Genomic DNA, 25,435 nt, shown 5'->3' on the forward strand with positions numbered 1-25,435 from the left:
GCGATGACGAAACTGACTGCACAAGAAGCGCAAGCATTCGGCAAGGTGGGCGTGCTGATGGGCGGCCTGTCGGCCGAACGCGACGTGTCCATCATGTCCGGCACCGGCGTGCTGGCGGCCTTGCAATCGCAGGGCGTGGACGCCCACGCCTTCGACCCGGGCCAACGCTCGCTGGCTGAACTGGCCGCCGAAAAATTCGACCGCGTGTTCATCGCTCTGCATGGCCGCTACGGTGAAGACGGCAGTATTCAGGGCGCCCTGGAACTGCTTGGCATCCCGTACACCGGCTCCGGCGTGATGGCCAGCTCGGTGGGCATGGACAAGATCACCACCAAGATCCTGTGGCTGCGCGAAAACCTGCCGACCCCGGAATACGCGGTGCTGGGCGCTGATTCCGACCTGGACGCGGAAGCCGCGCGCCTCGGCCTGCCGCTGATCATGAAACCGCCGCATGAAGGTTCGACCATCGGCATCACCAAGGTGAGCGACAAGGCCGGCCTGAAAGCCGCCTATGACGCCGCCGCTGCGCTGGATGACTGCGTGCTGGCCGAAGAATTTGTGGAAGGCCGCGAGTTCACCGTTGCCGTGCTGGGCACTGGCAAGAATGCACGCGCGCTGCCGATCGTGGAAATCGTGGCGCCGCAAGGCAACTACGACTACCAGAACAAGTACTTCACCGACGACACCAAGTATTTCTGCCCGCCGCAACTGGACCAGGTGATGCAGGACGAGATGCAGCGCCTGGCCGTAGCGGCCTATCGCGCCGTCGGCTGCGAGGGCTGGGGCCGGGTCGACGTGCTGCTGCGCGCCAAGGACCATAAGCCTTTCCTGCTGGAAGTGAACACCTCGCCAGGCATGACCAGCCATTCGCTGGTGCCGATGGCCGCCCGCGCGACCGGCGTAAGTTACGAAGAGCTGTGCGTGGAAATCCTGCGCACCGCGCGACTGAAGCTGAAGAAGTAAGGACCGAAAAGACCTATGTGGCACGACGTCAAAGCCTTGAATGCATCCGCCAGCGGCCTGTTCGCGCTGTCGGTGCTGGCTTGCGCCGTCGCCGGCGTGTGGTGGGTGGCGAATCGTCCTGTATTCGATTTGCGCGCTATCCGCGTTGAAACCATGGACAAGTCCGAGTTCAAGCACGTGAACCACCTGACGCTGCGCAACGGCACCCAGGGCCGCCTGGCCGGCAATTTTTTCACCGCCGACCTGGAGCAGGTACGCAAGGTGTTCGAGTCGGTGCCGTGGGTGCGCCGCGCCAGCGTGCGGCGCGAGTGGCCGAACCAGCTGATCGTGTCGCTGGAAGAGCATGAAGCGCTTGGCACCTGGGGCGAAGATGGACGGCTGCTGTCGGTAAAGGGAGATGTGTTCACCGCCAACCTGGCCGAAGCGGAAGAGGATCACGAGCTGCCGGAGTTTTCCGGTCCGGATGGCAGCGAAAAGGAAGTGCTGGCGCGTTACGGCGAGTTGAAGACATGGTTTGCGCCGGCCAGCCTGGTGCCGAAGAGCGTCGCCCTGTCGGGACGCTATGCGTGGACGGTGAAGTTGGACAACGGCGCCAGTGTGGCGCTGGGACGCGAGGCAACGCATGACACCCTGCATCAGCGGGTGATGCGCCTGGTCGGAATCTGGCCGCAGATTTCCAGCCGCGTGCCGAATATTGAAACGATTGACATGCGCTACCAGAACGGCCTGGCTTTGAGCGCAGCGGGACTGAAGATCCCGTCAGATACGAAGAAACGTTGAAAGCAGGGCATAGAGATGACTAAAGACGCTAAAAACCTGATCGTCGGCCTCGACATCGGCACCTCCAAAGTGGTGGCCGTGGTGGCCGAGGTGATGGGCGATGGACGCCACGAAGTGATTGGCCTGGGCCAGCACGAGTCCAGCGGCCTGAAAAAGGGCGTGGTGGTGAACATCGAGGCGACCGTCGAATCGATCCAGCGCGCGCTGGAAGAGGCGGAACTGATGGCCGACTGCAAGATCCGCAACGTGTACGCGGGCATTGCGGGCAGCCATATCCGCAGCTTCAACTCCAGCGGCATGGTGGCGATCAAGGACAAGGAAGTCACGGCCACCGACGTGGCGCGCGTGATCGAGACCGCCAAGGCAGTCAACATCCCGACCGACCAGCAGTTGCTGCACACGGTGCCGCAGGAATTCATCGTCGACTCGCAGGACGACGTGCGCGAGCCGATCGGCATGAGCGGCATCCGCCTGGAAGTGAAGGTGCACATCGTCACCGGCGCGGTGAGCGCGGTGCAGAACATCGTCAAGTGCGTGCGCCGCTGCGGCCTGGAAGTATCGGACCTGATCCTGCAGCCGATGGCCTCGGCCGACGCCGTGCTGACCACCGACGAGAAGGAACTGGGCGTGGTGCTGATCGACATCGGCGGCGGCACCACCGACGTGGCGGTCTTCAGCGACGGCGCGATCCGCCATACGGCCGTGATCCCGATCGCCGGCGACCAGATCACCAACGACATCGCGATGGCGCTGCGCACCCCGACCGGCGAAGCGGAAGAAATCAAGATCCGCTACGGCGTAGCCAAGCAGGTGCTGGCCGATCCGGGCGAGCACCTGGAAGTGCCGGGCCTGGGCGACCGTGGCCCGCGCAACCTGTCGCGCCAGGCGCTGGCGGCGGTGATCGAGCCGCGCGTGGAAGAACTGTTTGCGATGGTGCACCAGGTGGTGCGAGAGTCCGGCTACGAGGGCGTGCTCTCGTCGGGCATCGTGCTGACCGGCGGCACCTCGATCATGCCGGGCATGGTGGAGATGGCGGAAGACATCTTCCTCAAGCCTGCGCGCCTGGGCACCCCGGACTACCGCGGCCAGCTGGCCGACGTGGTGCGCAGCCCGCGCTATGCAACCGTGTTGGGCCTGTTGTTGGAAGCTAAGAAGCAGTATCTGCGCGGCCACATCGTGACGCGCCAGGATGGATCAGTGAAGGCAGTTTGGCAGCGCATGAAGGAATGGTTCCTGGGTAACTTTTAAGACAATTTTTGAATAATAAACCCCTGCAGTTTTCAATCTCCAGTTCTCCTACCCATATGAGGCCTGGCGCTTGAAAACCGCATTCTAGATAGGAGTAAATCATGGAGTTTGATATGGTTGATAACGCAACACTGGGAACGGTCATCAAGGTCGTCGGCGTTGGCGGTGCAGGCGGCAATGCCGTCCAGCACATGATCAACAAGGGCATGAGCGGCGTGGAATTCATCGCTGCCAATACCGACGCACAAGCGCTGGCCGCTTCCAAGGCAAGCAACATTATCCAGATCGGCGCGAGCGGCCTGGGCGCGGGCATGAAGCCTGAGATCGGCCGTGCGCTGGCAGAAGAATCCCGCACCCGCATCGAAGATGCGCTGCGCGGCGCGCACATGGTGTTCATCGCTGCCGGCATGGGCGGCGGCACCGGCACCGGCGCGGCGCCGATCGTGGCGGAAATCGCCAAGCAGCAGGGCGCACTGACCGTGGCGGTGGTCTCCAAGCCGTTCTCGCACGAAGGCCAGAAATGCCTGGACATCGCCGAAGCGGGCCTGGAAGCGCTGTCGCAGAACGTCGACTCGCTGATCGTGATCTGCAACGAGAAGCTGGAAGAAATCTACGAAGACGAATCGCTGATCGAGTGGCTGCAGCACGCTGACGACGTCCTGAACAACGCCGTAGCCGGTATCGCCGAAATCATCAACGTGCCTGGCCACATCAACGTCGACTTCAACGACGTGAAGACCATCATGGGCGAGCAGGGCAAGGCGATGATGGGTACCGCCACCGCTTCCGGCGTGGACCGTGCACGCGTGGCGGCCGAACAGGCGGTTGCCTCCCCGCTGCTGGACGGCGTCGACCTGGCGGGCGCACGCGGCGTGCTGGTCAACGTCACCGCATCGCGCGGCCTGAAAGGCAAGGAAATCAAGGAAGTCATGGCTGCCGTGCGCGCCTTCGCCGCACCGGATGCGTCGATCGCACAAGGCATCGCCTACGACGACGCGATGGGCGACGATATCCGCGTGACCGTGGTGGCGACCGGCCTGGGCAAAGCCAAGAAGCACGTGCAACTGGTACCGCAGCAGCAACTGCGCACCGGCACCCACGGCGGCAACCCGCTGAACGTCAACGCAGGCCTGGGCGGCGGTGCAGCAACTGCAGCAGTGGGCGGTTTCGGCAACGCAGGCTTCTCCGGCGTGTCCGCCGACGTGCAGAAACAGCCAGCCGTATGGCGCCGTGAATCGGCCACCGAGCAGGTGAACGCACTGGCCAAGTCGGGCATGGAAACCTACGACATTCCTGCCTTCCTGCGCAAGCAGGCTGACTAAATAGGGTCAGCCGCGCCGCCGGATCACGCGTCCGGCGGCGCGGAGTTATACTAGGCATTCAGGGCTACCCGCGCACTGCGCGGTTTTTTATTTTCAGAACCGGTAAACCGGTGTCTGACCCGCAGGGTCAGACACTGACCTGCGGCAGGCGCCTACCGGTTTTCAACAACAGGAGAAAAAGAATGACCATCAAGATCGGCGACAAACTGCCGGAAGGCCAACTGTCCGAATTCATCGAAACCGAGACCGAAGGCTGCTCCCTCGGCCCGAACACCTTCAATGTGCAGGACATCGCCAAGGGCAAGAAGATCGCGATCTTCGGCCTGCCAGGCGCCTACACCCCAACCTGCTCCGCACAGCACGTACCGGGCTACGTCAAGCACGCTGCCGAACTGAAAGCCAAGGGCGTGGATGAAATCTGGTGCATCTCCGTGAACGACGCCTTCGTGATGGGCGCATGGGGCCGCGACCAGAAAGCCACCGGCACCGTCCGTATGATGGCTGACGGCAACGCTGCTTACTCCAAGGCTCTGGGCCTGGACGCAGACTTCTCCAAGTTCGGCATGGGCACCCGCTCCCAGCGTTACTCGATGCTGGTGGAAGACGGCGTGGTCAAGCAACTGAACGTCGAGCAAGGCGGCAAGTTCGAAGTGTCGAATGCCGAAACCATGCTGGGCCAGCTGTAACCCCTGGATTACTCCGCTAGAGACGGCGCTTCGGCGCCGTTTTTCGTTTCGTCTTTCGTTTTTGCGCGCGACTTGCGCTTCTTGGGCGCCAGCATGACGCCGGTGCAGGACGGGGCGCCGCAGTAGCAGGCGAACTCCTTCTTCACCTTGGCGGTGTGGCGGGCTTCGTAGATCAGCCCGTAGTTGTAGTTCAGTTCTTCGCCTTCGGCGATGTCGCGCAGGGAGCAGATGTAGACGCGGTCGTCTTCGTCTTCTTCCGCCTCGCAATTAGGTTCGCAGGAATGGTTGATGTAGCGCGCCTCGTTGCCGCCCGAACCGCCGTCGATCAGCATGCCGTTGTTCAGGCTGAAGAAGAAGGTATGGCCGATCGGACCGCCTTTCTCCTCGGTACGGCGGCAGCACTCTTCCCAGTCGACGATCTCGCCGGTGTATTCGATGATGCGGGTGCCGGCAGGGATCATCCGGCGCGCAAATACGCCGCGCCCATGCACGGGCGACTCATGGACCACGTAGAGTGGCTCGACATCTTCGATCACTTCGACAAGTTGGGCTTCTGTGTTCATCATGCCATCATAACCCGCCACGAAATCATTCGTGATTTCTTTCGGAAAGCGGGAACAATTCCAGCGCGGATTTGTCTCATCGTTTTTGCATTTTGGGACGCTGACATGAATCGCAATGAACTTCACGACCTGACGCGGATGCGCATCAGCGAAGGTAAAAGCCTGCTGGACGCGGAATTTTATGCAGGCAGCTACTATTTGTCGGGATACGCGATCGAATGTGGGCTGAAGGCCGCCATCGCGAAACAGCAGGAGCGCCACGAATTTCCAGACAAGCGATTGGCAAACGAATGCAATACCCACAATTTGCGGACGCTCGTGAGATTAGCCGGCTTGCAGCTCGAGCTCGAGGAAGAAATTCGTTCCAGTGCAGCGTTCGCTGAAAATTGGTCCGTAGTTCGCAAATGGAGTGAGATCGCGCGCTACGAAGTCAACGTGCCTGCGCAAATGGCGCGATGCATGTACGTCGCATGCGCTGGCCATCTGAAAGGAGTACTACCATGGATACAGAAGCACTGGTAGAGGGACAAATGACGCAAGAAATGATCGCTGGCGGACGCAAGTTCCTTCAGCAACTGGACCAGGAAGGGCTAAAGCCGGTTTCCATGTACTGGGAATATGATGAAGAGTGCCGTGAATGGCTGCTCCAGGTCATCATCAAACAAATGGATATAGAGGACAACTTCAAGGTTCTTCGGAGGGTGTTCAAGGCACTGGATGCCTTGCCCGAAGTGAAGGAGCTGTTGAGGCCTGACTACTTTGACGTGAGGGGGGCAATGGATCCCGGTTATAAGTTGTCACGGCAGCGAATGCCTTATGGCCGAGGCGCGAGCGATCGCGAGTGGGCAAACCGGGACTTCTACTGTTACCGGCTAAGCTGACACAGCCTCAGCAGCAAACCCTTTCTTTCAGTACAATGGACGACCCGGCAACGCTTTTGGGCCTTCCATCGTGACTCCGCAACAAAAAGAAAACCTGCAAGCCATTTACGCCATGGTGGCCGCGGTCGCCATGTTCTCCCTCATGGACGCTTCCATGAAAGTGCTGGCCGCGCGCTATCCGGCAGTACAGGTGACTGCGTTGCGATGCATGCTTTCAATGCCCCTGGTGTGCGCATTCATGGCCTATCGCGGCAAGTTCACCGGCATTTTCAAGGTGCGCTGGCCGTTGCACCTGCTGCGCGGCGCCGTCGGCATTGCGATGCTGTCGCTGTTTGCCTACGCGTTGAAGTCGCTGCCCCTGGCAGATACTTACGCCATCTTCTTTATCGCACCGGCGCTGGTGACCGTGCTGGCGGTGTTCATCCTGAAAGAAAAAGTCAGCCTGGGGCAGTGGGTGGCGATCTTTGTCGGCCTGGGCGGCGTGCTGGTGGTGCTGCGTCCGGACGGCACCAACTTCGCGTCGATCGCCGGCCTGGCGGTGCTGGCCTCGGCCGTCTGCTACGGCATTTCCGCGATTGCTGGCCGTGTGCTGGCCAAGACCGACGCGCCCGAGCATGTGATGTTCTGGGTGCTGACCTTGATGGGCATCGGCGTGGCGCCGCTGGCCATCAATGCCTGGGTGAGCATCGACTGGTCGTTGTGGCCTGCCATGGCGGCCTTGGCGGTAAGCGGCTTCTTCGGCCAACTGGCGCTGACGCGCGCCTTCAGCATGGGCAAAGCTTCGATTGTGGCGCCGTTCGAGTACACGGCGCTGGCCTGGGGCGTGGGCATCGACTGGCTGCTGTGGCATACGCTGCCGGATGCTTACACACTGGTCGGCGCAGCCATCATCATCGGCTCCGGCATCTACCTGGTGCGCCGCGAGACCGAACATGCCGAGGCTGAGCATCCGTAAGCGGGGAAGGGCGCAGGGCGCTATAATCCTTGCATGCTGAAACAACGAACCATCAAAGAAATCGTCCGCACCACAGGTGTCGGCCTGCACTCCGGTACCAAGGTCGAGTTGACCTTGCGCCCAGCCGAGCCGGATACCGGCATCGTGTTCCGCCGTGTGGACCTGGACCCGCAGGTTGTCTTCCCGACAAGGGCTGACATCGTGGGCGATACCCGCATGGCAACTGTGCTGATGAAGGACGGCGGCCGCGTCTCGACCGTCGAACACCTGATGTCGGCCTGCGCGGGCCTGGGCATCGACAACCTGTACGTCGACGTCACGGCGGAAGAAATCCCGATCATGGATGGTTCGGCATCGTCCTTCGTCTACCTGCTGCAGCAGGGCGGCGTGCAGGAGCAGGAAGCGCCGAAAAAGTTCATCAAGGTGAAAAAGCCGATCGAAATCCGCGAAGGCAAGGGCGCCGCTGAAAAGTGGGCGCGCCTGGTGCCGCACGACGGCTTCAAGCTGGACTTCTTCATCGAATTCAATCACCCGGCGGTGGACGGTACGGCGCAGCGCGCGACCGTCGACTTCGGCGACGTGTCTTATATTCAAGCCATCGCCCGCGCCCGCACCTTCGGCTTCATGCAGGACGTGGAAATGCTGCGCGGGATTGGCCTGGCGCGCGGCGGCTCGCTGGAAAACGCCATCGTGATGGACGAATACCGCATCCTGAACCAGGATGGCTTGCGCTACGACGACGAATTCGTGCGTCACAAGATCCTCGACGCGATCGGCGACCTGTACATGGTTGGTCACCCGATCATCGCCAGCTACGAAGCCCACAAATCCGGCCACGCCCTGAACAACCAGCTGCTGCGCGCCATGCTGGCCGACCCGGATTCCTACGAACTGGTCACCTTCGACTCCCTCGACACCGCCCCGCCGTCCTACGCCAAGCAGATGTCGCGCGAGTGGGCCTACCTTTAATTTAGTTCTCCTGCTCTGCTTGCCAGACCGGCCTTCCGTTAGCAATACTGACAGTATTGCAACGGGAGGACGCCATGATGCAGATCACCCTTGAGGTTAGCGACGAAGTCGATCGCATTATTTCCGATATCGCCGATCGAAATGGCCTGCCACGCGGCTTAGCAATAGGCAGGGCCCTTGCGCTTCTCGCCATCGCGGATGAAGAGCAAACAAAGGGCAATTCACTCGCTATTGTTGATGCGGAGTTCAATCCGCTACACCGCTTGGTCGGAATCTTTTGATGCAATCGGGCCGAATGAACGGTCAGCAGCATGCCGACATAGATGTCGCCCAGCACTTGCCATGGTCTGCGACGGTTGCTGACATCAGCCCTGGGGCGCGACTAACGTTTGCAAAACAAGTCCTTGGTTGTTTGGCGATCATTTGTATTGGGATCATGGTCGCGTATGGGCTAGATCCAGATAATTCCGCACTCCAGGCCATGTTTGAGCTAGTGAAAATCGGCGCTCTGCCGATTGTGACCTTGATGGTTTCGTTCTACTTTCCGATCAGGAAATAGCAGGTCAGCCGCGGCGGCGGGCAACCAGGCGCCGCATCGCTTCGATCAGCGGCTCGTTGGCGGCGGTCGGCTCCAGTTTCTGGCTTAGCTCGTCGAAGGAATTGACGGCCGTTTCGGGCAGCCTCAGGCCTTCCCCGCTCGGCCCCACGTGGGCGATCCCTTTCGGCATCTGCACCCGGAAGCGGATATTGTTTATCTGCCATCCATTTGCGTTCAGCGCTTCCTGCAGCTTTGGCACTTGCTGCTTGAGCTTGGCTGCCACGGCCGTGTTCGGCACGGCCAAAGTCAGCTCACCACCGTCAAAAGCAAAGATTTCACAGGTTTTAAAGGCTGATGGCAGCACTTCACGGCAGTCTTGTTGTAATTTAGCCATGCGCTGCACGGCCGGCAGCAAAGCGGCCAGCCGTGCGTTGCCGAGCAGGAAATTGGTCGCTTCCTGCGGGGCGTGCTTGCGGTTGGTGAAGGAAAATGCCATACCGCCATTTTACAGTGGCGGCCCCAGCCGGTGAATTTTTCATCGCTAGCCTATTGTTATATAGGTCAAGATCCCAACCTTGCTACGAACGCATGATAAAATCACGCACTTTTGCCATTGGCGGACCCGAGGAAGAATTTAAGAAATGTCCTTACTGACCCAGATTTTCGGCAGCCGCAACCAGCGTCTGCTTAAGCAATACCAAAAAACGGTAAAGGCGATCAACGCCCTGGAGCCGGAGTTTGAAAAGCTGTCGGATGCCGAGCTGCAAGCGAAAACGCCTGCCCTCAAGGAACGCGTTGCCAATGGCGAATCGCTGGACAACCTGCTGCCGGAAGCCTTTGCCGTCTGCCGCGAAGCTTCCAAGCGCGTGTTCAAGATGCGCCACTTCGACGTCCAACTGATCGGCGGCATGGTATTGCATTACGGCAAGATCGCCGAAATGGGCACCGGTGAAGGCAAAACCCTGACCGCGACCCTGCCAGCCTACCTGAATGCACTGTCCGGCAAGGGCGTGCACATCGTGACCGTCAACGATTACCTGGCACAGCGCGACGCCGAGACCATGGGCAAGCTGTACCGCTGGCTGGGCCTGTCCTGCGGCGTGAACTTGTCGCAGATGCCGCACGCCGACAAGCAGGAAGCCTACGCGTCCGACATCACCTACGGCACCAACAACGAATTCGGTTTCGACTACCTGCGCGACAACATGGTGTTCGAAGCCAGCGAGCGTGTGCAGCGCACCCTGAATTTCGGCATCGTCGACGAAGTGGACTCGATCCTGATCGACGAAGCGCGTACCCCGCTGATCATCTCCGGCCAGGCCGAAAACCACACTGACCTGTACCACAAGATCAACCTGGTGCCGCCGCAACTGACCCTGCAAGTCGGCGAAGAAACCGCGGACGGCAAAGGCAAGATCGAAATCCCTGGCGACTACACCAAGGATGAAAAAGCGCACCAGGTGCTGCTGACCGAAGCCGGCCACGAAAAGGCCGAAGCGATCCTGACCAAGATGGGCCTGCTGCCGGAAGGCGCTTCCCTGTACGACTCCGCCAACATCACCCTGGTGCACCACCTGTACGCTGCCTTGCGCGCGCACGTGCTGTACTTCAAGGACCAGCACTACGTGGTGCAGAACAATGAAGTGGTGATCGTCGACGAATTCACCGGCCGCCTGATGACTGGCCGCCGCTGGTCCGACGGCCTGCACCAGGCAGTCGAAGCCAAGGAAGGCGTCAAGATCCAGAACGAGAACCAGACCCTGGCCTCGATCACCTTCCAGAACTACTTCCGCATGTACGGCAAGCTGGCCGGCATGACCGGTACCGCCGACACCGAAGCCTACGAATTCCAGGAAATCTACGGCCTGGAAACCGTGGTGATCCCGCCGAACCGTCCGTCGCAGCGCAAGGACCGCCAGGACCAGGTGTACAAGTCCAACGCCGAAAAGTACAACGCGATGATGCTTGACATCCGCGACTGCTACGAGCGCGGCCAGCCAGTGCTGGTAGGTACCACCTCGATCGAGAACTCCGAACTGCTGTCCAGCATCCTGGACAAGGCCAAGCTGCCGCACAACGTGCTGAACGCAAAACAGCACGCCCGCGAAGCTGAAATCATCGCCCAGGCGGGTGCGCCGAAAGCCATCACCATCGCCACCAATATGGCCGGCCGTGGTACCGACATCGTCTTGGGCGGCAGTATCGAAAAGATGATCCAGATCATCGAAGCCGACCCGGAGCTGAGCGATGCAGATAAAGCCGCCAAGGCGCAGCACCTGCGTTCCGGCTGGCAGTCGCTGCACAACCAGGTGGTGGCGGCAGGCGGCCTGCACATCGTCGGTACCGAACGCCACGAATCACGCCGCGTCGACAACCAGCTGCGTGGCCGTTCCGGCCGCCAGGGCGACCCGGGCTCTTCGCGCTTCTACCTGTCGCTGGACGACCCGCTCCTGCGCATCTTCGCCGGCGACCGCGTGCGCGCGATCATGGACCGCCTGAAGATGCCGGAAGGCGAACCGATCGAAGCGGGCATCGTGTCCCGTTCCATCGAATCCGCGCAGCGCAAGGTTGAAGCCCGCAACTTCGACATTCGTAAGCAGCTGCTGGAATACGACGACGTCGCCAACGACCAGCGCAAGGTGATCTACTCGCAGCGCAACGAACTGCTGGAAGCGACCGACATTTCCGAAACCATCATGAACCTGCGCCATGGCGTGTTCACCGACGTGGTGCGCACCTATGTGCCGGAAGAATCGGTGGAAGAGCAGTGGGACATCCCTGCGCTGCAGAAGACGCTGGCGCAAGAGTGGATGCTCGAGGTCCCGCTGGTCGAAATGATGGAGAAGGAAAGCAGCATCACCGACGACGACATCGTCGAACGTGTGATTGCCGCAGCCGATGCCGCATATCAGGCCAAGGTCGATATCGTGTCGAAGGAAGCCTTCGGCGGCTTCGAGCGCAATGTCATGCTGCAGTCGGTGGACACCCACTGGCGCGAGCACCTGGCAGCGCTGGATCACCTGCGCCAGGGCATCCACCTGCGCGGCTACGCGCAGAAGAATCCCAAGCAGGAATACAAGCGCGAAGCGTTCGAACTGTTCGGCACCATGCTGGACATGATCAAGAACGACGTGATTCGCATGGTGATGATGGTACGCATCCAGTCGCGCGAAGAAGTCGAGGCAGCGGAAGCGGCCATGAACCAGTCGCACGTCGAGAACGTCCACTACCAGCACGCCGACTTCAACCCGAACGCGGCGCCGGAAGAACTGCTGGCGCCGACCGCCATGCCGGCCGGCGAGCTGGACGCGGCGATCAGCCAGGGTTTCAAGGTCGGCCGCAACGACCCATGCCCATGCGGCAGCGGCAAGAAGTTCAAGGCTTGCCACGGCAAGCTGGCTTAAGCCTGAAAGCCCCCAACTAACGGCCCGGCCGCGCAAGCGCCCGGGCCGTTTTGTTTTGTGACGCCAATCAGCAACTACGTCACTTGACGTATGGGCCATCGCGTTCAGCCTCTTTACCCTGTTCACAAGCAGCAACACTTTCAAACTTGTGACAAGAGGACTGGCATGCAAACGATGATCAAGCTCTCCGTATTACTCAGCGCAGCCGTGGCGTCGTTGGCGCACGCGGGCGCCACCATTCCCATCGGCGAAGACAAGTCCATCAGCGTAGGCTTTGGAGCGCGTGGCAGCTTTACCAGCGAGAAGGACGGAGCGCCGGACGGGAGCTCGCGCTCGAACGACTTCAACCTGGACAGCGCGCGCCTGTTCTTCGGCGCCTCCCTGAACAAGAACATCAAGGGCATGCTGAACACAGAATGGGATGGCGACCAGATCCGGGTGCTGGATGCTGCCGCGCAGTTTGCCTTTTCGCCGGAGTTGAATATCTGGGCCGGCCGCCTTTTGTCGCCGAGCGACCGTGCGAATATGGCCGGTCCCTATTATTCGCTCGGTGGCGGCTACTGGGCGGGCGTGGCTTCGCGCTACGGCTACAACGGCGGCATCTTCCGTGGCCGCGATGACGGCGTGGTGGCCTGGGGTAATGCGGCCGAGGGCAAGCTCGGATACTCTTTCGGCGCGTTCGAGGGCCACACCTTCGGCATCGGCAGCCTGACGCAGAAGGAGGCCAAGGCGGCAGGCATCAAGGCCGACGACAGCCTGATGTATGCGGGCCGCGTGCAGTACGACTTCTGGGATGCCGAGCCAGGCTACTACGGCACCGGCAACTACCTCGGAACCAAGGATATCCTGGCCATCGGCCTGGCAGGCCGCTACCAGAAGGATGGTGTGCTGACCATCGCCAAGACCGGCGACTACAAGGCCTGGAACCTGGACTTCCTGCTGGAGAAACGCATCGGCGCCGGCGCGGTGTCGGTGGAAGCAGCCTACTACAACTACCGCAACGGCGACGTCATCCTGGCGGAACAGGGCAAGGCGTGGTCGACCGGCCTCGCTTACGTATTCAACCTGGCGCCAGGCCAAGGCAAGCTGCAGCCTTTCGTCCAATTCCAGAAGTTCAAGCCTGATAACAACATCGACGTCAAGCAGTCGGACATCGGCCTCAATTACATCATCGATGGCTACAACGCGCAGTTGAGCGCCAAGTATTCGAAGACAGAGACCGTTGCCGCCGCCGACCAGTCGAAGTTCGTCGTCGCGCTGCAAGTCCAATACTAAGCACCATCCTTCCACTATCAGAAGAGGTAACCATCATGCAAACTCGCCGTCATTTCATCGCCTCCCTGACCCGCATCGCGGCGGCTGCCGCCATGTTGGGTGGCAGCTTCGCGGCGTACGCTGCCGATACCATCAAGGTCGGCATCCTGCACTCGCTGTCCGGCACCATGGCGATTTCCGAAACGTCGCTGAAGGACGTGGCCTTGATGGCCATCGACGAAATCAACGCCAAGGGCGGGGTGCTGGGCAAGAAGCTGGAGCCGGTGGTGGTCGATCCGGCGTCGAACTGGCCGTTGTTCGCCGAAAAGGCGCGCCAGCTGGTAGCGAAAGACAAGGTGGCCGCCGTGTTCGGCTGCTGGACTTCGGTATCGCGCAAGTCCGTGCTGCCAGTATTCAAGGAGTTGAACGGCCTGCTGTTCTACCCCGTGCAATATGAAGGGGAAGAACTCGAGAAGAATGTGTTCTATACCGGCGCGGCGCCGAACCAGCAGGCGATTCCCGCGGTCGAATACCTGATGAGCAAGGAGGGCGGCGGGGCCAAACGCTTCGTACTGCTCGGCACGGACTATGTGTACCCGCGCACCACCAACAAGATCCTGCGCGCATTCCTGAAGAGCAAAGGCGTCAAGGACAGCGACATCGAGGAAACCTACACCCCGTTCGGCCATTCGGATTACCAGACCATCGTCGCCAATATCAAGAAGTTTTCGGCCGGCGGCAAGACCGCGGTGATCTCGACCATCAATGGCGATTCCAACGTGCCCTTCTACAAGGAGTTGGGCAATGCCGGCCTGAAGTCAACGCAGGTACCGGTCGTCGCCTTCTCGGTGGGTGAAGAGGAACTGCGCGGCGTGGATGCCAAGCCGCTGGTCGGCCACCTCGCCGCCTGGAACTATTTCGAGTCCGTCAAAAATCCGGTGAACGATGCCTTCATCAAGAAATGGAAGGCTTATGCCGTTGCGAAGAAGCTGCCGAACGCGGCGACCGCGGTGACCAACGACCCGATGGAGGCAACCTATGTCGGCATCCATATGTGGGCGCAGGCCGTGGCGAAGGCGAAGTCCACCGATACCGACAAGGTGATCGCGGCAATGGGCGGCCAGTCCTTCAGCGCGCCATCCGGATTCACGCTGACCATGGACCCGAGCAACCATCACTTGCACAAGCCGGTGATGATCGGCGAAATCAAGGCTGACGGCCAGTTCAGCGTGGTGTGGAAGACCAGGGAACCGATCCGCGCCCAGCCCTGGAGCCCGTTCATTCCGGGGAACGAAGGCAAGCAAAAGCTGTAAGCCGTGATGCCGGCGGCTGCTGCGCGCAGTCCGCCGGACTTGATTACTGGAGACTTCCCCATGATGTATTCCGCTGTGCGCCGGCTGCTGGCTGGCATTGCGCTTTACCTGCTTGCCGGGGCCGCGCCGGCGGCCATTGCGCCAGCCATGCTGCAGCCGCTGGCTGGCGACGATCCCGACGCGCGGGTGGCGGCAGTCGCTGCCATCGGCGCGCTCGGCACGCCGGAAGCGGCGGACGTACTGCGTGCTTTGAAGGACGATGCCTTGTACCTTTTGCCCGACGGGCGGGTGGCCAGCCTTGCGCCGTCGGCGCCAGCGCCAGAAGGTGCGTCGGTCATTGTCGTCAATAACCGCCTGCGCGCCGCCATCGAGACGGCCCTGTCGGGCATGGATCTGCTGGCACCCGGGACGGCACAGCGCCTGGCGGCCGCGCGTGCCTTGCTGGGCCAGGAATTGGACCCGGCCCAGGTGGCGCTGGTGCAGCGCGCCCTGCAGGGTGAGCAGGACGGGCAAACGCGATCGGCGCTGCAACTGTTGCTGGCCCTGGCCAGCTTGCAGGCGCCGCAGGCTGGCGAACGTGCCGCAGCCGCGCGCCAGTTGGGTGAACTGGGCGGCAGCGCGCAGCGCGCGCCGCTGCAGGCCAGGCTGGAGCAGCCATCCGCCGAATCTGATGCCGCCGTTCGCCTGGCGCTAACGGACGCCGTGAAGGCGATCGACGCCAGGCAAGCGCGCACTGAGCTGGTCGGCAACCTGTTTTATGGCATGTCGCTGGCCAGCGTACTGCTGCTGGCGGCATTGGGGCTGGCCATTACCTTCGGCCTGATGGGCATCATTAATATGGCGCACGGCGAATTGCTGATGATCGGCGCCTATACGACTTACCTGGTGCAATCGCTGTTCCGCCACTACTTGCCGCAGGCGGTCGAGCTGTACCTGCTGGCGGCGCTGCCTGCTGCATTCGCCGTGGCGGCGCTGGTGGGCATGGCGCTGGAACGCACGGTGATCCGCTGGCTGTACGGACGCCCGCTGGAGACCTTGCTGGCGACCTGGGGCATCAGCCTTGTGCTGATGCAGGCCGTGCGCACCCTGTTCGGCGCGCAGAACGTGGAAGTGGCCAATCCGGCCTGGATGTCGGGCGGCATGACGGTACTCGGATCGCTCGTGCTGCCTTACAACCGCATCGCGATCATCGTGTTTGCCGTGCTGGTGACGGCCGGCGTCTGGCTGCTGCTGAATGGCACCCGCCTGGGCCTGTTCGTACGCGCCGTCATGCAGAACCGGCGCATGGCGGGCTGCGTTGGCGTGCCGACAGGCCGCATCGACATGCTGACTTTCGGGCTGGGCTCCGGCATTGCGGGGCTGGGGGGCGTAGCCTTGTCGCAGCTGGGAAATGTGGGGCCGGACCTCGGACAGTCCTACATCATCGATTCGTTCATGGTGGTGGTGCTGGGCGGCGTCGGCCAACTGGCCGGCACCGTGATTGCCGCCCTGGGGCTTGGTGAAGCCAACAAATTACTGGAGCCGGTGGCGGGCGCCGTCCTGGCCAAGATCGCCATCCTCGCCTTCATCATCATCTTCATCCAGCGCCGGCCGCAAGGGCTGTTCGCTGTCAAAGGCAGGAGCGTTGAATGAACAAGCTGTTTTCCCGCCGCGCCTGGTGCGCTCTCGCGTGCCTGGTGGTGCTGGCAGCCTTGCTGCCGGCATGCAACCTCGCCTTCGCGCCTGGACATGCGCTGCATGTGCCGGATTACCTGGTCGGGCTGGCCGGCAAATTCATGTGCTATGCCATGGCGGCGCTGGCGCTCGACCTGGTGTGGGGCTACACCGGCATCCTGTCGCTGGGCCATGGCCTGTTCTTTGCCTTGGGCGGCTATGCGCATGGCATGTACCTGATGCGCGCCATCGGCCGCGACGGCGTGTACCAGAGCGCTCTGCCCGACTTCATGGTCTTCCTCGACTGGAAGGAGCTCCCCTGGTACTGGGCCATGACGGACAGTTTCTGGTACTGCCTGGCGCTGGTGGTCCTTGTGCCGGGCGCGCTGGCCTTCGTGTTCGGCTACTTCGCTTTCCGTTCGCGCATCAAGGGCGTGTATTTTTCCATCATTACGCAAGCCCTGACGTATGCCTTCATGCTGCTGTTCTTCCGCAACGATACCGGCTTCGGCGGCAACAACGGTTTCACCGATTTCAAGCGCATCCTCGGCTACAGCATCACGGCGCCGGCCACCAAGGCAGTGCTGTACCTGGCGACACTGGGGTGCCTGGTGGGCGCCCTGCTGCTTTGCCGCTGGATCGTGGCCTCGCGCCTTGGCCGTGTGCTGCAGGCCGTACGCGATTCGGAAGCGCGCCTGATGTTCATCGGCTATAACCCGCTGTGGTTCAAGCTGTTTGTCTGGACCCTGTCGGCAGTCCTGTGCGCGATTGCCGGCGCGCTGTACGTACCGCAAGTGGGCATCATCAATCCGTCGGAAATGTCGCCGGCCAACTCGATCGAAATGGTGGTCTGGGTGGCGGTCGGAGGGCGCGGCACTTTGCTGGGCGCGATCCTCGGCGCTTTCACCGTGAATGGCCTGAAAAGCTGGTTTACCGCTGCCTTCCCGGACCTGTGGCTGTTTGCCCTCGGGCTGTTGTTCATCCTGGTGACGCTGCTGATGCAGAAAGGCCTGCTGGGACTGCGCCTGCCGCGGCGCCCCCGACGCGCTGCACCGGCGCCTAGGCAGGAACTGGAGGAGGTGGCATGAAGGTCGCGCAAGACAATCGGCTGGACACCAGCCATGGCGCCATTCTCTACCTGGAGGACGTGACGGTCGAATTCGACGGTTTTCGCGCCCTGAACAAGCTCAGTCTCGATATCTCCGTGGGCGAATTGCGCTGCATTATCGGCCCCAATGGCGCCGGCAAGACCACGATGATGGATGTCATCACCGGCAAGACGCGCCCCAGCTCCGGCAGCGCATGGTTCGGCCAGCGCCTCGATTTGTCGGCGCTGACGGAATACCAGATCGCGCAAGCCGGCATCGGCCGCAAATTCCAGCGGCCTACGGTCTTCGATTCGCACACGGTATTCGAGAACCTGGAGCTGGCCATGAAGATGGACAAGCGCGTGCGGCCCACGCTGTTCGCGCGCCTGGGCGGCGAACAGCGCGACAAGATCGACGCCATCCTGCGCCAGGTCCGCCTGGGAGGGCAGGCGCAGCGCCAGGCCGGGCTGCTCTCGCACGGCCAGAAGCAATGGCTGGAAATCGGCATGCTGCTGATCCAGGATCCCCAATTGATCCTGCTCGACGAGCCGGTGGCCGGCATGTCCGACGCCGAAACGGCGCGCACCGCGGAATTGCTGGATGAATTGCGCGGCAAGCATTCCATCGTAGTGGTGGAGCACGATATGGGCTTCGTGGCCGAAATCGCCCAGGGCGGCAAGGTGACGGTGCTGCACGAAGGCGCGGTGCTGGCGCAGGGGCGCATGGACGAAGTGCAGGCCGATGAACGGGTGATCGAAGTCTACCTGGGACGCTAGGACGATGATGCTGCAAGCCGAAAACCTGAACCAGTATTACGGCTCTTCCCATACCTTGCGCGGCGTCTCGCTGCAGGTGGCGCGCGGGGAGTGCCTGGCGCTGCTGGGCCGGAATGGCGTGGGCAAGACCACGCTGCTGAAATGCCTGATGGGCGTGCTGCCGGTGGCTGGCGGCACCGTGCAACTCGCCGGGCGCGACATCACGCGCCTGCCGCCCCATGCGCGCGCGGCGGCCGGCATTGCCTATGTACCGCAAGGCCGGGAAATCTTTGCACGCCTGACGGTGGAGGAGAACCTGCGCATGGGAATGGCCAGGCTGCCGCGGCGCGAGGCTGCGAACATCAGCGGTGAAGTCTTCGAGCTGTTTCCCGTGCTGAAGGAAATGCTGCAGCGGCGGGGCGGAGACCTGTCCGGCGGCCAGCAACAGCAGCTGGCCATTGCCCGCGCCATGCTGCAACGGCCGCAGGTGCTGATCCTGGATGAACCGACCGAAGGCATCCAGCCGTCCATCATCAAGGATATCGAACGCGTGATCCGGCTGCTGCGCCAGCGCGGCGACATCGCCATCCTCCTTTGCGAACAGTACTTCGATTTCGCCCACGCACTGGCCGACCATTTCGTCGTGCTGTCGCGCGGCGAAGTGGTGGCGGCCGGCAGCCAGGCGCAGATGGCGAGCGACGACGTTACCCGCCACCTGTCGGTCTAGAGGACACCGCCAGCGCGGCCGCGGCAGTGCGCGTCTCCACGCCCAGTTTCGCAAACACATGCTCCAGGTGCTTGTTGACGGTACGGGGACTGGTGCCGAGGATGTCGCCGATGTCGCGGTTGGTCTTTCCCTTGCTGACCCAGTGCAGCACTTCGGCTTCGCGCTGGGTCAGGCGGTGCCTGGCCATCAGCGACTGCACCAAGGCGTCGTCCGCCTCCTCCCGCAGCACCACGCTCCACTGGACCGCTTCGTCCGCCTCGCCAAGCGTGAAGATCAGGCGCCGCGTGCCTTGGGCGATGACCAGTGCGGCCGCTTCCTCGCCGGCGGAGCGTGCCCGCACGGCGCGTTGCAGCCAGGGCGATACCTGCGGCGGCAGCGTTGATTTCGCCTGGGCCGGGAAGTAGATGTCCAGCCATTGCCGCGCCAGCGGGGTTTGCCAGATGATGCGTTCTTCCGGATCGACCGCCAGCACGGCGTGGCCGAAGGCGTCGAGGGCGCTGCGGGCCTGGCTCACCAGGCGTGCATTCTGCGTGTGGGCGCGGATGCGCGCCAGCATCTCGTTCTGTCGCACCGGCTTGGTGACATAGTCGCTGCCGCCGGCCTGGAATGCCGCCACCACATGTTCGCTCTCCGTCAGCCCCGTCATGAAGATCACCGGGATGGCGCGGGTCTGCAGGTCCGCTTTCAGGCGGCGGCAGACTTCGAAGCCGTCCATGCCGGGCATGACCGCATCCAGCAGCACGACGTCGGGCACCAAGGCATTGGCCTGTTCCAGTGCGGTGGCGCCATTGTTGGCGACTACGACGGAATACCCCGATTCATCCAGCGCGTCGTGCAGCACGGCCAGGTTTTCGGGCATATCGTCAACTACCAGCACCAGTTGGCCTGGTGGGCGCTCAATCGTTTGTGGCATGGGATGCTCCCTGTTCGAGCAAGCGCGCCATCGCTTCCAGTTCGAAGCGCTGCGCGTGGTCTCGCATGATGTCGACAAAATGCCGGTACGGTTCGCCGAGCGCGGCGATGACGTCCAGCTGCTGCTTGATGCCGCGCATGTAGCCGGCCTTGACCTGGGCGCGCAAGGGAGCAAGCTGGGCGGGCGAGGGCAACTGCGGTCGGCCGGACGGCGAGGCGCTGGCGGCTGCCGTTTCCGGCGCCAGCCAGTCCAGCTGCAAGCGGCGCCCGATCCAGTCCAGCAGTTCGGCCAGTTGCACCGGCTTGGTGAAAAAATCGTCGGCGCCAATGCCGGCCGGGTTGGGCAAGCCCTTGTCGTAGGCATTGGCCGAGACGATGCCGATCGGCACCGTACAAGCGTGTTCGGTGCGCAGCAGGTGGCTGGCCTCCCAACCGTCCATGCCAGGCATGGCCAGGTCCATCAGGATCAGGTCGGGAGCGAAGCCGGCGTAACTTTGCAGGCACTCCTGGCCAGAGGCGGCCTGACCGACGATGAAGCCGAGCGGCGTCAATATGTCCGCCAGCAGCTCGCGGTCATTGCGGTCATTGTCGACCACCAGGATGCGGCGGCGAGCTCCGGCGTACCCGTTGCGCTGGAGCGGGGCGGTATCGGGCTCCGGCGCCTCGGCGTGCAAGCGTGGCAGCAGCAGGCGCACGCTGAAGACACTGCCTGTGTCCGGCGCGCTGCGTACTGTCAGTTCGCCGCCCATCAGCTCCGTCAGCAGTTTACTGATCGGCAGGCCGAGACCGGTGCCGCCGCAGTTGGCGGCATCGCCGGCGCTGCCGCGCGCGAAGGGCTCGAAGATGCGTTCCAGCTCGTGCTCCAGGATGCCGGGGCCGCTGTCCTCCACTTCGAAATGCGCCATGTCGCGCTGGTAGCGCAGTCGGAAGACAATACTGCCCTGGCTGGTGAACTTGACCGCATTGCCGAGGATGTTGATCAGGATCTGGCCGAGCCGCTTGCGGTCCGCGCGCACCACCGCCGGCAGGCTGCCCTGCACCTCGTAACGGAAGGCCAGCCCCTTGCTGGCGGCCTGCTGTTCGAACATCTGCACCAGCTGCGCGACGAAGGTGGCGAAATCCAGCGGTCGCAGGTCGACGCTCAGGCGGCCGCCTTCGATGCGGGCGATGTCGAGCGTGCCTTCGATCAGTGACAGCAGGTGCTCGCCGCTGCCGCGGATGACACGGATGGCCTGCTGCCGGTGCGGCGGCATGGCCGGGTCGTTCTGCAGCAGTTGCGCATAGCCGAGGATGCTGTTGAGGGGAGTGCGGATCTCATGGCTGATGCCGGCGATGTAGCGGCTCTTGGCCTGGTTGGCCTGGTCGGCCAGCTTCCGCGCCTGCTGCGCTTCTTCCTGCGCCACGCGGCGCCCTTCGCGGTTCAGTACCAGCCACCAGGCGACGATGGCGCTGACCAGCAGCAGCGCGCCGAAGATCTTGAGGAAGGCCAGGCGCAGTGGCGCCAGCAACTGCGCCTGCCCGGCTTGCACCAGGGCCGCTGCCTCATGCAGGTAGAGCAGTCCTAACAGGCCAGCCAGGAAGAGCAGGGTCAGGGTCATGAGGAGCAGGTAGTAGCCCAGCCCGCTGACCAGGTAAGGCCAGGCCGACCTGGGCAGCAGCCAACGCATCGCTGCCTGCCATTGCACGGCAAGGCGCGCGTGCGGCTTGCATGCATCATCGCAGCGCGCGTCGAGGCAGCAGCAGAGCGAGCAGATCGGCCCCTGGTAGGCTGGGCAATGCGCCATGTCTTCCGCTTCGTAGTCCTTCTCGCAAATGCTGCAGGTATTGCTGTGCGCCGCAGCCGCCTGGCGCGCAAGGTAATAGCGGCCGCCGGTGAGGTAGGCAATGGCCGGCGCGGCGGCGAAGGCCGTGGCGAGCGCGATGAAGGCTGAAAAGGCGCGGGCCGTGGCGCCGAACAGGCCGGTGAAGGCGGCCACTGACAGCAGGGAGGCCAGCAGCATGGCGCCGACGCCGACCGGATTGATATCGTACAGGTAGGCGCGGCGGAATTCGATGCCGGCCGGGCTCAGCCCGAGCGGCTTGTTGATGACCAGGTCGGCCACCACGGCGGCGATCCAGGCGATGGCGATATTGGAGAACAGGCCGAGCACCTGGTCCAGCGCCTGGAACACGTTCAGTTCCATCAGCAGCACGGCAATCAAGGCATTGAAGCAGGCCCACACCACGCGCCCGGGATGGCTGTGGGTCAGGCGCGCGAAGAAATTCGACCAGGCCAGCGAACCGGCATAGGCATTCGTCATATTGATCTTGATCTGCGACACCACCACGAACACCACCGTGGCCAGCAAGGCCAGGACCGGGCCTGCGCCGACCAGGCTGAACCCGGCCAGGTACATGTGGGTCGGGTTGACCGCCTGCGCCAGGCTGGCGCCGCCTTGCAGCGCGAGCAGTGCGAGCAGGGCGCCGGCCAGCATTTTCAGGGCGCCGACCACGGTCCAGCCAGGTCCCGCGGCCAGCACGCCAAGGTGCCAGCGCAAACGCTGCTTTCCGGGCGGCGGCATGAAGCGCAGGAAGTCGACCTGTTCGCCGATCTGCGGGATCAGGGCCACGCCAACGGCGGTGGCGGCGCCAAAGGCCAGGGTGTTGAAATGGGCATTGGCCGGATCGCTGCCGGAGAACTGGAGCAATTGGCCGGGAAGGTCTGGGCGCTTGCAAGCGATGGCGACGAAGGGCAGCGCCATCAGCAGCAGCCAGAGTGGCTGGCTCACCATCTGGATGCGGCTGATCAGGGTCACGCCATGCGTTACCAAGGGGACCACCGCCAGGGCGCTGGCCAGGTAGCCGAGCCACAGGGGCAGGCCGAAATACAGTTCCAGCGCGTAGGCCATGATGGCCGCTTCCAGCGCAAACAGGATGAAGGTAAAGGAAGCGTAGATGAACGATGAAATGGTGGAGCCGATGTAGCCAAAGCCGGCGCCGCGGGTCAGCAAGTCCATGTCCACCCCGTGGCGCGCCGCGTAATAGCTGATCGGCAGGCCGGTCAGGAAGATGATCAGGCTGACAGCCAGGATGGCCCAGAAGGCGTTGATAAAGCCGTAGTGCACGGCCAGCGTGCCGCCGATCGCTTCCAGCACCAGGAAGGCGATCGCACCAAAGGCGGTATTGGCGACGCGAAAAATGGACCATTTGCGAAACGCGCGTGGCGTGAAGCGCAGCGCGTAGTCTTCGATGGTTTCATTGGCAACCCAGGTGTTGTAGTCGCGCCGGATCTTGACGATGCGCTGAACCGTTTTGGTGCGTGGGCTTTCCAGGTTTGGTGCAGGCGTGTTCATGGGTTTGCGGGATTCGTGCTGGCTACTGCATTAATGCAATTACTATGCCCATCTGAACCCCTGTTTCAACTGGTATGCGTCTTGCTTATTGAGGAGCATGGCCGATACCCTTCCCGACAATTTGATTGGACTTTGTTTGCTGGTGCTCAGCCTTGGCTTGAGGCACGGCTTCGACGCTGACCACCTGGCGACGATCGACGGGCTGGCCCGCTGGAACATGGCGGCACGGCCACGCCTGGCGCGCCAGTGTGGCGCCTGGTTTTCCCTGGGCCACGGCGCGGTCGTCATGGCCATCGCGGTGGCGCTCAGCACACTGGCGGGGCACTGGCAGCCGCCGGCCTGGCTTGAGCTGTGCGGCGCCTGGGTCTCGATCGCCTGCCTGATCGGCCTGGGACTGTTGAATGTGCAGGCGCTGCTTGGCGCGCCTCGCGGGCAGATGGTCGCGCCGGCGGGCTTGAAAGGCCGCTTCCTGGGACGGCTGGCCGCCGCATCGGGACCGGGCGGGGTGGCACTGGTGGGCGCCTTGTTCGCCTTGTCGTTCGACACCATCAGCCAGGCCAGCCTGTTTGCCGTGGCAGCCACCGAGTTCGGCGGCTGGCGGGATGCATTGTTGCTGGGCGTGCTGTTTACGCTGGGGATGCTGGTGGCCGATGGCGTGCATGGGGTCTGGATTGCGCGCCTGCTGCGCCGTAGCGGCGAGACGGCAGTGCTGGCCTCGCGCATCATGGGCTGGGTGGTGGCCGGCCTGAGTTTCCTGGTGGCGGGTTTCGGCGTGCTGAAGCTGTCATCGCCGGCCATCGGCACATGGAGCGATGGCAAGCAGCTGGCCCTCGGTGCGGCACTGGTGGCATTGCTGGCCGGCAGCTTCCTGATGGCCGTGGCCATGGCGCGGCTGCGCGCGGCTGCGCGTACCGACGCCTCCCTCGGATAGTGGTGGCCGTCATGCGCATGGACCTTCCCGCTGCCGCCCTTTCTCCCGCGTCGTGGCGCGCCAGCCTGGCGCTGGGCTATGCGCGCGCTGGCGCTGCAACGCGGCTGGTGCAGCGCGCTCACAGCGGTCCCTTGCGCGTGCAAAAAGCCCTCTATCCGGAAGGGGAAGCCGTCTGCCACAACATCTTGCTGCATCCACCGGCTGGCATTGCGGGCGGTGACGAGCTATCCATCGACATCACGGCCAGCGCCGGATCGCATGCCCTGCTGACCACGCCGGGCGCCGCCAAGTGGTACCGCGCCAATGGCAAGCCGGCGAGGCAGCGGGTCAGGATCGTGGCTGGGCCGGATGCGCGCGTGGAATGGCTGCCGCAGGAAACCATCTTCTTCGATGCCACGGATGCGCATCTGGCGCACGAGGTCGACCTTGCCGCCGGCGCGCGCTACCTTGGCTGCGACGTCCTGTGCTTTGGCCGCAGCGCCAGCGGCGAGCGCTATGCGCGCGGCACGGTGCACCAGCACCTCGAGGTGCGCCAGGCCGGACGCCTGCTGTGGTGGGACCAGGGCGTGCTGCACGGCGGCAGCAGCGCCATGCAAAGTCCGCATGTACTGGGTGGCGCGACGGTCTGCGCCACCTTGCTGGCAGCGGGACGTGCCGCCGACGCTGCGCTCCTTGCGCAGTTGCGCGCGCTGGATCCGGCGCTGGGCGCGAGCGCGCTCAAATCCGTGCTGGTGTTGCGCTACCTGGGCCACGATGCCGAACAGGCGCGCAAGCTGATGGCGCTGGCCTGGCAAACCATGCGCCCGTACTGGATGGAGCGCCCTGCAACCGAACTCCGGATATGGAATACCTGATATGGATCTCTCTCCACGCGAAAAAGACAAACTGCTGCTGTTCACCGCCGCGCTGCTGGCCGAACGCCGCCGCGCGCGCGGCCTCAAGCTCAATTACCCGGAAGCCGTGGCCCTGATCAGCGCGGCCATCCTGGAGGGAGCGCGCGACGGCAAGACCGTGGCCCAGCTGATGGCCGAGGGCGCCCAGGTGCTGGCGCGCGACGAGGTGATGGAGGGCGTGCCCGAAATGATCTCCGACATCCAGGTCGAAGCAACCTTTCCCGACGGGACCAAGCTGGTCACCGTCCACCACCCCATCGTCTGAGGA

The 25,435-nt window shown here is 63.0% G+C and carries 24 protein-coding genes; 20 read left to right on the forward strand and 4 right to left on the reverse strand.

The window, feature by feature from the left end; all coding sequences use genetic code 11:
* Positions 1-3 precede the first annotated feature (3 nt).
* The 5 genes from ACN9MY_RS07855 to ACN9MY_RS07875 all read left to right on the forward strand — a co-directional run bounded on the left by ACN9MY_RS07855 (position 4) and on the right by ACN9MY_RS07875 (position 4,999).
* A complete protein-coding gene (locus ACN9MY_RS07855; protein ID WP_426169322.1) occupies positions 4-963 on the forward strand; it encodes a D-alanine--D-alanine ligase in 960 nt (319 codons plus the stop codon).
* A gap of 15 nt (positions 964-978) precedes the next feature.
* Entirely contained in the window at positions 979-1,743 is a 765-nt protein-coding gene (locus tag ACN9MY_RS07860; protein WP_426169324.1) for a cell division protein FtsQ/DivIB, read from the forward strand.
* Between the two features lie 15 nt (positions 1,744-1,758).
* A complete protein-coding gene (gene ftsA / locus ACN9MY_RS07865) occupies positions 1,759-2,991 on the forward strand; it encodes a cell division protein FtsA (protein WP_055932698.1) in 1,233 nt (410 codons plus the stop codon).
* Positions 2,992-3,092: 101 nt separating this feature from the next.
* Positions 3,093-4,313: a cell division protein FtsZ gene (gene ftsZ / locus ACN9MY_RS07870; protein ID WP_426169327.1), complete on the forward strand. Its 1,221-nt coding sequence runs from the start codon at positions 3,093-3,095 to the stop codon at positions 4,311-4,313.
* Between the two features lie 182 nt (positions 4,314-4,495).
* The gene (locus tag ACN9MY_RS07875) at positions 4,496-4,999 is read left to right on the forward strand and encodes a peroxiredoxin (protein ID WP_426169330.1); all 504 of its coding nucleotides are present in this window, start codon (positions 4,496-4,498) and stop codon (positions 4,997-4,999) included.
* An 8-nt stretch (positions 5,000-5,007) separates the two neighbouring features.
* Here ACN9MY_RS07875 and ACN9MY_RS07880 read toward each other — a convergent pair whose 3' ends face one another.
* Positions 5,008-5,562 carry an SET domain-containing protein gene (locus ACN9MY_RS07880; protein WP_426172139.1) on the reverse strand — a complete coding sequence of 185 codons (555 nt, stop codon included), beginning with the start codon at positions 5,560-5,562 and terminating at the stop codon, positions 5,008-5,010.
* Positions 5,563-5,667: 105 nt separating this feature from the next.
* Here ACN9MY_RS07880 and ACN9MY_RS07885 point away from each other — a divergent pair, with 105 nt between their 5' ends.
* The 5 genes from ACN9MY_RS07885 to ACN9MY_RS07905 all read left to right on the forward strand — a co-directional run bounded on the left by ACN9MY_RS07885 (position 5,668) and on the right by ACN9MY_RS07905 (position 8,648).
* Positions 5,668-6,084 (forward strand): hypothetical protein, encoded by a 417-nt coding sequence (locus ACN9MY_RS07885; RefSeq protein WP_426169333.1) that lies wholly within the window; start codon positions 5,668-5,670, stop codon positions 6,082-6,084.
* Positions 6,063-6,443 (forward strand): hypothetical protein, encoded by a 381-nt coding sequence (locus tag ACN9MY_RS07890; protein WP_426169335.1) that lies wholly within the window; start codon positions 6,063-6,065, stop codon positions 6,441-6,443. Before ACN9MY_RS07885 ends, ACN9MY_RS07890 begins: the two co-directional genes overlap by 22 nt.
* Before the next feature lie 112 nt (positions 6,444-6,555).
* Positions 6,556-7,398, forward strand: a complete 843-nt coding sequence (locus tag ACN9MY_RS07895; protein ID WP_426337629.1) for a DMT family transporter — start codon at positions 6,556-6,558, stop codon at positions 7,396-7,398.
* A 33-nt stretch (positions 7,399-7,431) separates the two neighbouring features.
* Positions 7,432-8,367, forward strand: coding sequence for a UDP-3-O-acyl-N-acetylglucosamine deacetylase (lpxC, locus tag ACN9MY_RS07900; RefSeq protein ID WP_426169338.1), 936 nt, complete (start codon positions 7,432-7,434; stop codon positions 8,365-8,367).
* Between the two features lie 74 nt (positions 8,368-8,441).
* Positions 8,442-8,648, forward strand: a complete 207-nt coding sequence (locus ACN9MY_RS07905; protein ID WP_426321539.1) for a hypothetical protein — start codon at positions 8,442-8,444, stop codon at positions 8,646-8,648.
* A 282-nt stretch (positions 8,649-8,930) separates the two neighbouring features.
* Here the strand turns inward: ACN9MY_RS07905 and ACN9MY_RS07910 are convergent, their stop codons facing one another.
* Entirely contained in the window at positions 8,931-9,401 is a 471-nt protein-coding gene (locus ACN9MY_RS07910) for a DciA family protein (RefSeq protein ID WP_426169344.1), read from the reverse strand.
* Between the two features lie 145 nt (positions 9,402-9,546).
* Here ACN9MY_RS07910 and secA point away from each other — a divergent pair, with 145 nt between their 5' ends.
* The 7 genes from secA (at position 9,547) to urtE (ending at position 19,099) form a co-directional block, all read left to right on the forward strand.
* Positions 9,547-12,309 carry a preprotein translocase subunit SecA gene (gene secA, locus ACN9MY_RS07915; RefSeq protein ID WP_426169347.1) on the forward strand — a complete coding sequence of 921 codons (2,763 nt, stop codon included), beginning with the start codon at positions 9,547-9,549 and terminating at the stop codon, positions 12,307-12,309.
* Between the two features lie 165 nt (positions 12,310-12,474).
* Entirely contained in the window at positions 12,475-13,584 is a 1,110-nt protein-coding gene (locus tag ACN9MY_RS07920) for a porin (RefSeq protein ID WP_426337104.1), read from the forward strand.
* A 92-nt stretch (positions 13,585-13,676) separates the two neighbouring features.
* A complete protein-coding gene (gene urtA / locus ACN9MY_RS07925) occupies positions 13,677-14,876 on the forward strand; it encodes an urea ABC transporter substrate-binding protein (protein ID WP_426172143.1) in 1,200 nt (399 codons plus the stop codon).
* 63 nt (positions 14,877-14,939) lie between these two features.
* Complete coding sequence (gene urtB, locus ACN9MY_RS07930; protein WP_426172145.1) at positions 14,940-16,508, forward strand: urea ABC transporter permease subunit UrtB; 1,569 nt, start codon at positions 14,940-14,942, stop codon at positions 16,506-16,508.
* The gene (gene urtC, locus ACN9MY_RS07935; protein WP_426169352.1) at positions 16,505-17,617 is read left to right on the forward strand and encodes an urea ABC transporter permease subunit UrtC; all 1,113 of its coding nucleotides are present in this window, start codon (positions 16,505-16,507) and stop codon (positions 17,615-17,617) included. The genes urtB and urtC overlap by 4 nt, the downstream gene beginning before the upstream one ends.
* Entirely contained in the window at positions 17,614-18,393 is a 780-nt protein-coding gene (gene urtD, locus ACN9MY_RS07940; RefSeq protein WP_426337105.1) for an urea ABC transporter ATP-binding protein UrtD, read from the forward strand. The genes urtC and urtD overlap by 4 nt, the downstream gene beginning before the upstream one ends.
* A gap of 7 nt (positions 18,394-18,400) precedes the next feature.
* Positions 18,401-19,099, forward strand: coding sequence for an urea ABC transporter ATP-binding subunit UrtE (gene urtE, locus ACN9MY_RS07945; RefSeq protein ID WP_426323708.1), 699 nt, complete (start codon positions 18,401-18,403; stop codon positions 19,097-19,099).
* Here the strand turns inward: urtE and ACN9MY_RS07950 are convergent.
* Both ACN9MY_RS07950 and ACN9MY_RS07955 read right to left on the reverse strand, forming a co-directional pair.
* Positions 19,077-20,012, reverse strand: a complete 936-nt coding sequence (locus ACN9MY_RS07950) for a response regulator (protein ID WP_426169356.1) — start codon at positions 20,010-20,012, stop codon at positions 19,077-19,079. The genes urtE and ACN9MY_RS07950 overlap by 23 nt on opposite strands.
* Complete coding sequence (locus ACN9MY_RS07955) at positions 19,996-23,343, reverse strand: hybrid sensor histidine kinase/response regulator (RefSeq protein ID WP_426321544.1); 3,348 nt, start codon at positions 23,341-23,343, stop codon at positions 19,996-19,998. The genes ACN9MY_RS07950 and ACN9MY_RS07955 overlap by 17 nt, the downstream gene beginning before the upstream one ends.
* Before the next feature lie 97 nt (positions 23,344-23,440).
* Between ACN9MY_RS07955 and ACN9MY_RS07960 the strand changes: the two genes are divergently transcribed.
* Genes ACN9MY_RS07960 through ACN9MY_RS07970 form a run of 3 tightly spaced genes read left to right on the forward strand, consistent with a single transcriptional unit; the run spans position 23,441 to position 25,432 of the window.
* Complete coding sequence (locus ACN9MY_RS07960) at positions 23,441-24,274, forward strand: nickel transporter (protein ID WP_426321546.1); 834 nt, start codon at positions 23,441-23,443, stop codon at positions 24,272-24,274.
* 11 nt (positions 24,275-24,285) lie between these two features.
* Positions 24,286-25,128, forward strand: a complete 843-nt coding sequence (locus tag ACN9MY_RS07965; protein ID WP_426169363.1) for an urease accessory protein UreD — start codon at positions 24,286-24,288, stop codon at positions 25,126-25,128.
* Between the two features lies 1 nt (position 25,129).
* The gene (locus ACN9MY_RS07970) at positions 25,130-25,432 is read left to right on the forward strand and encodes an urease subunit gamma (RefSeq protein WP_426169365.1); all 303 of its coding nucleotides are present in this window, start codon (positions 25,130-25,132) and stop codon (positions 25,430-25,432) included.
* Positions 25,433-25,435 lie beyond the last annotated feature (3 nt).

The sequence above is a fragment of the Pseudoduganella sp. R-31 genome (assembly GCF_049913235.1).
Lineage (GTDB): Bacteria > Pseudomonadota > Gammaproteobacteria > Burkholderiales > Burkholderiaceae_D > Rugamonas.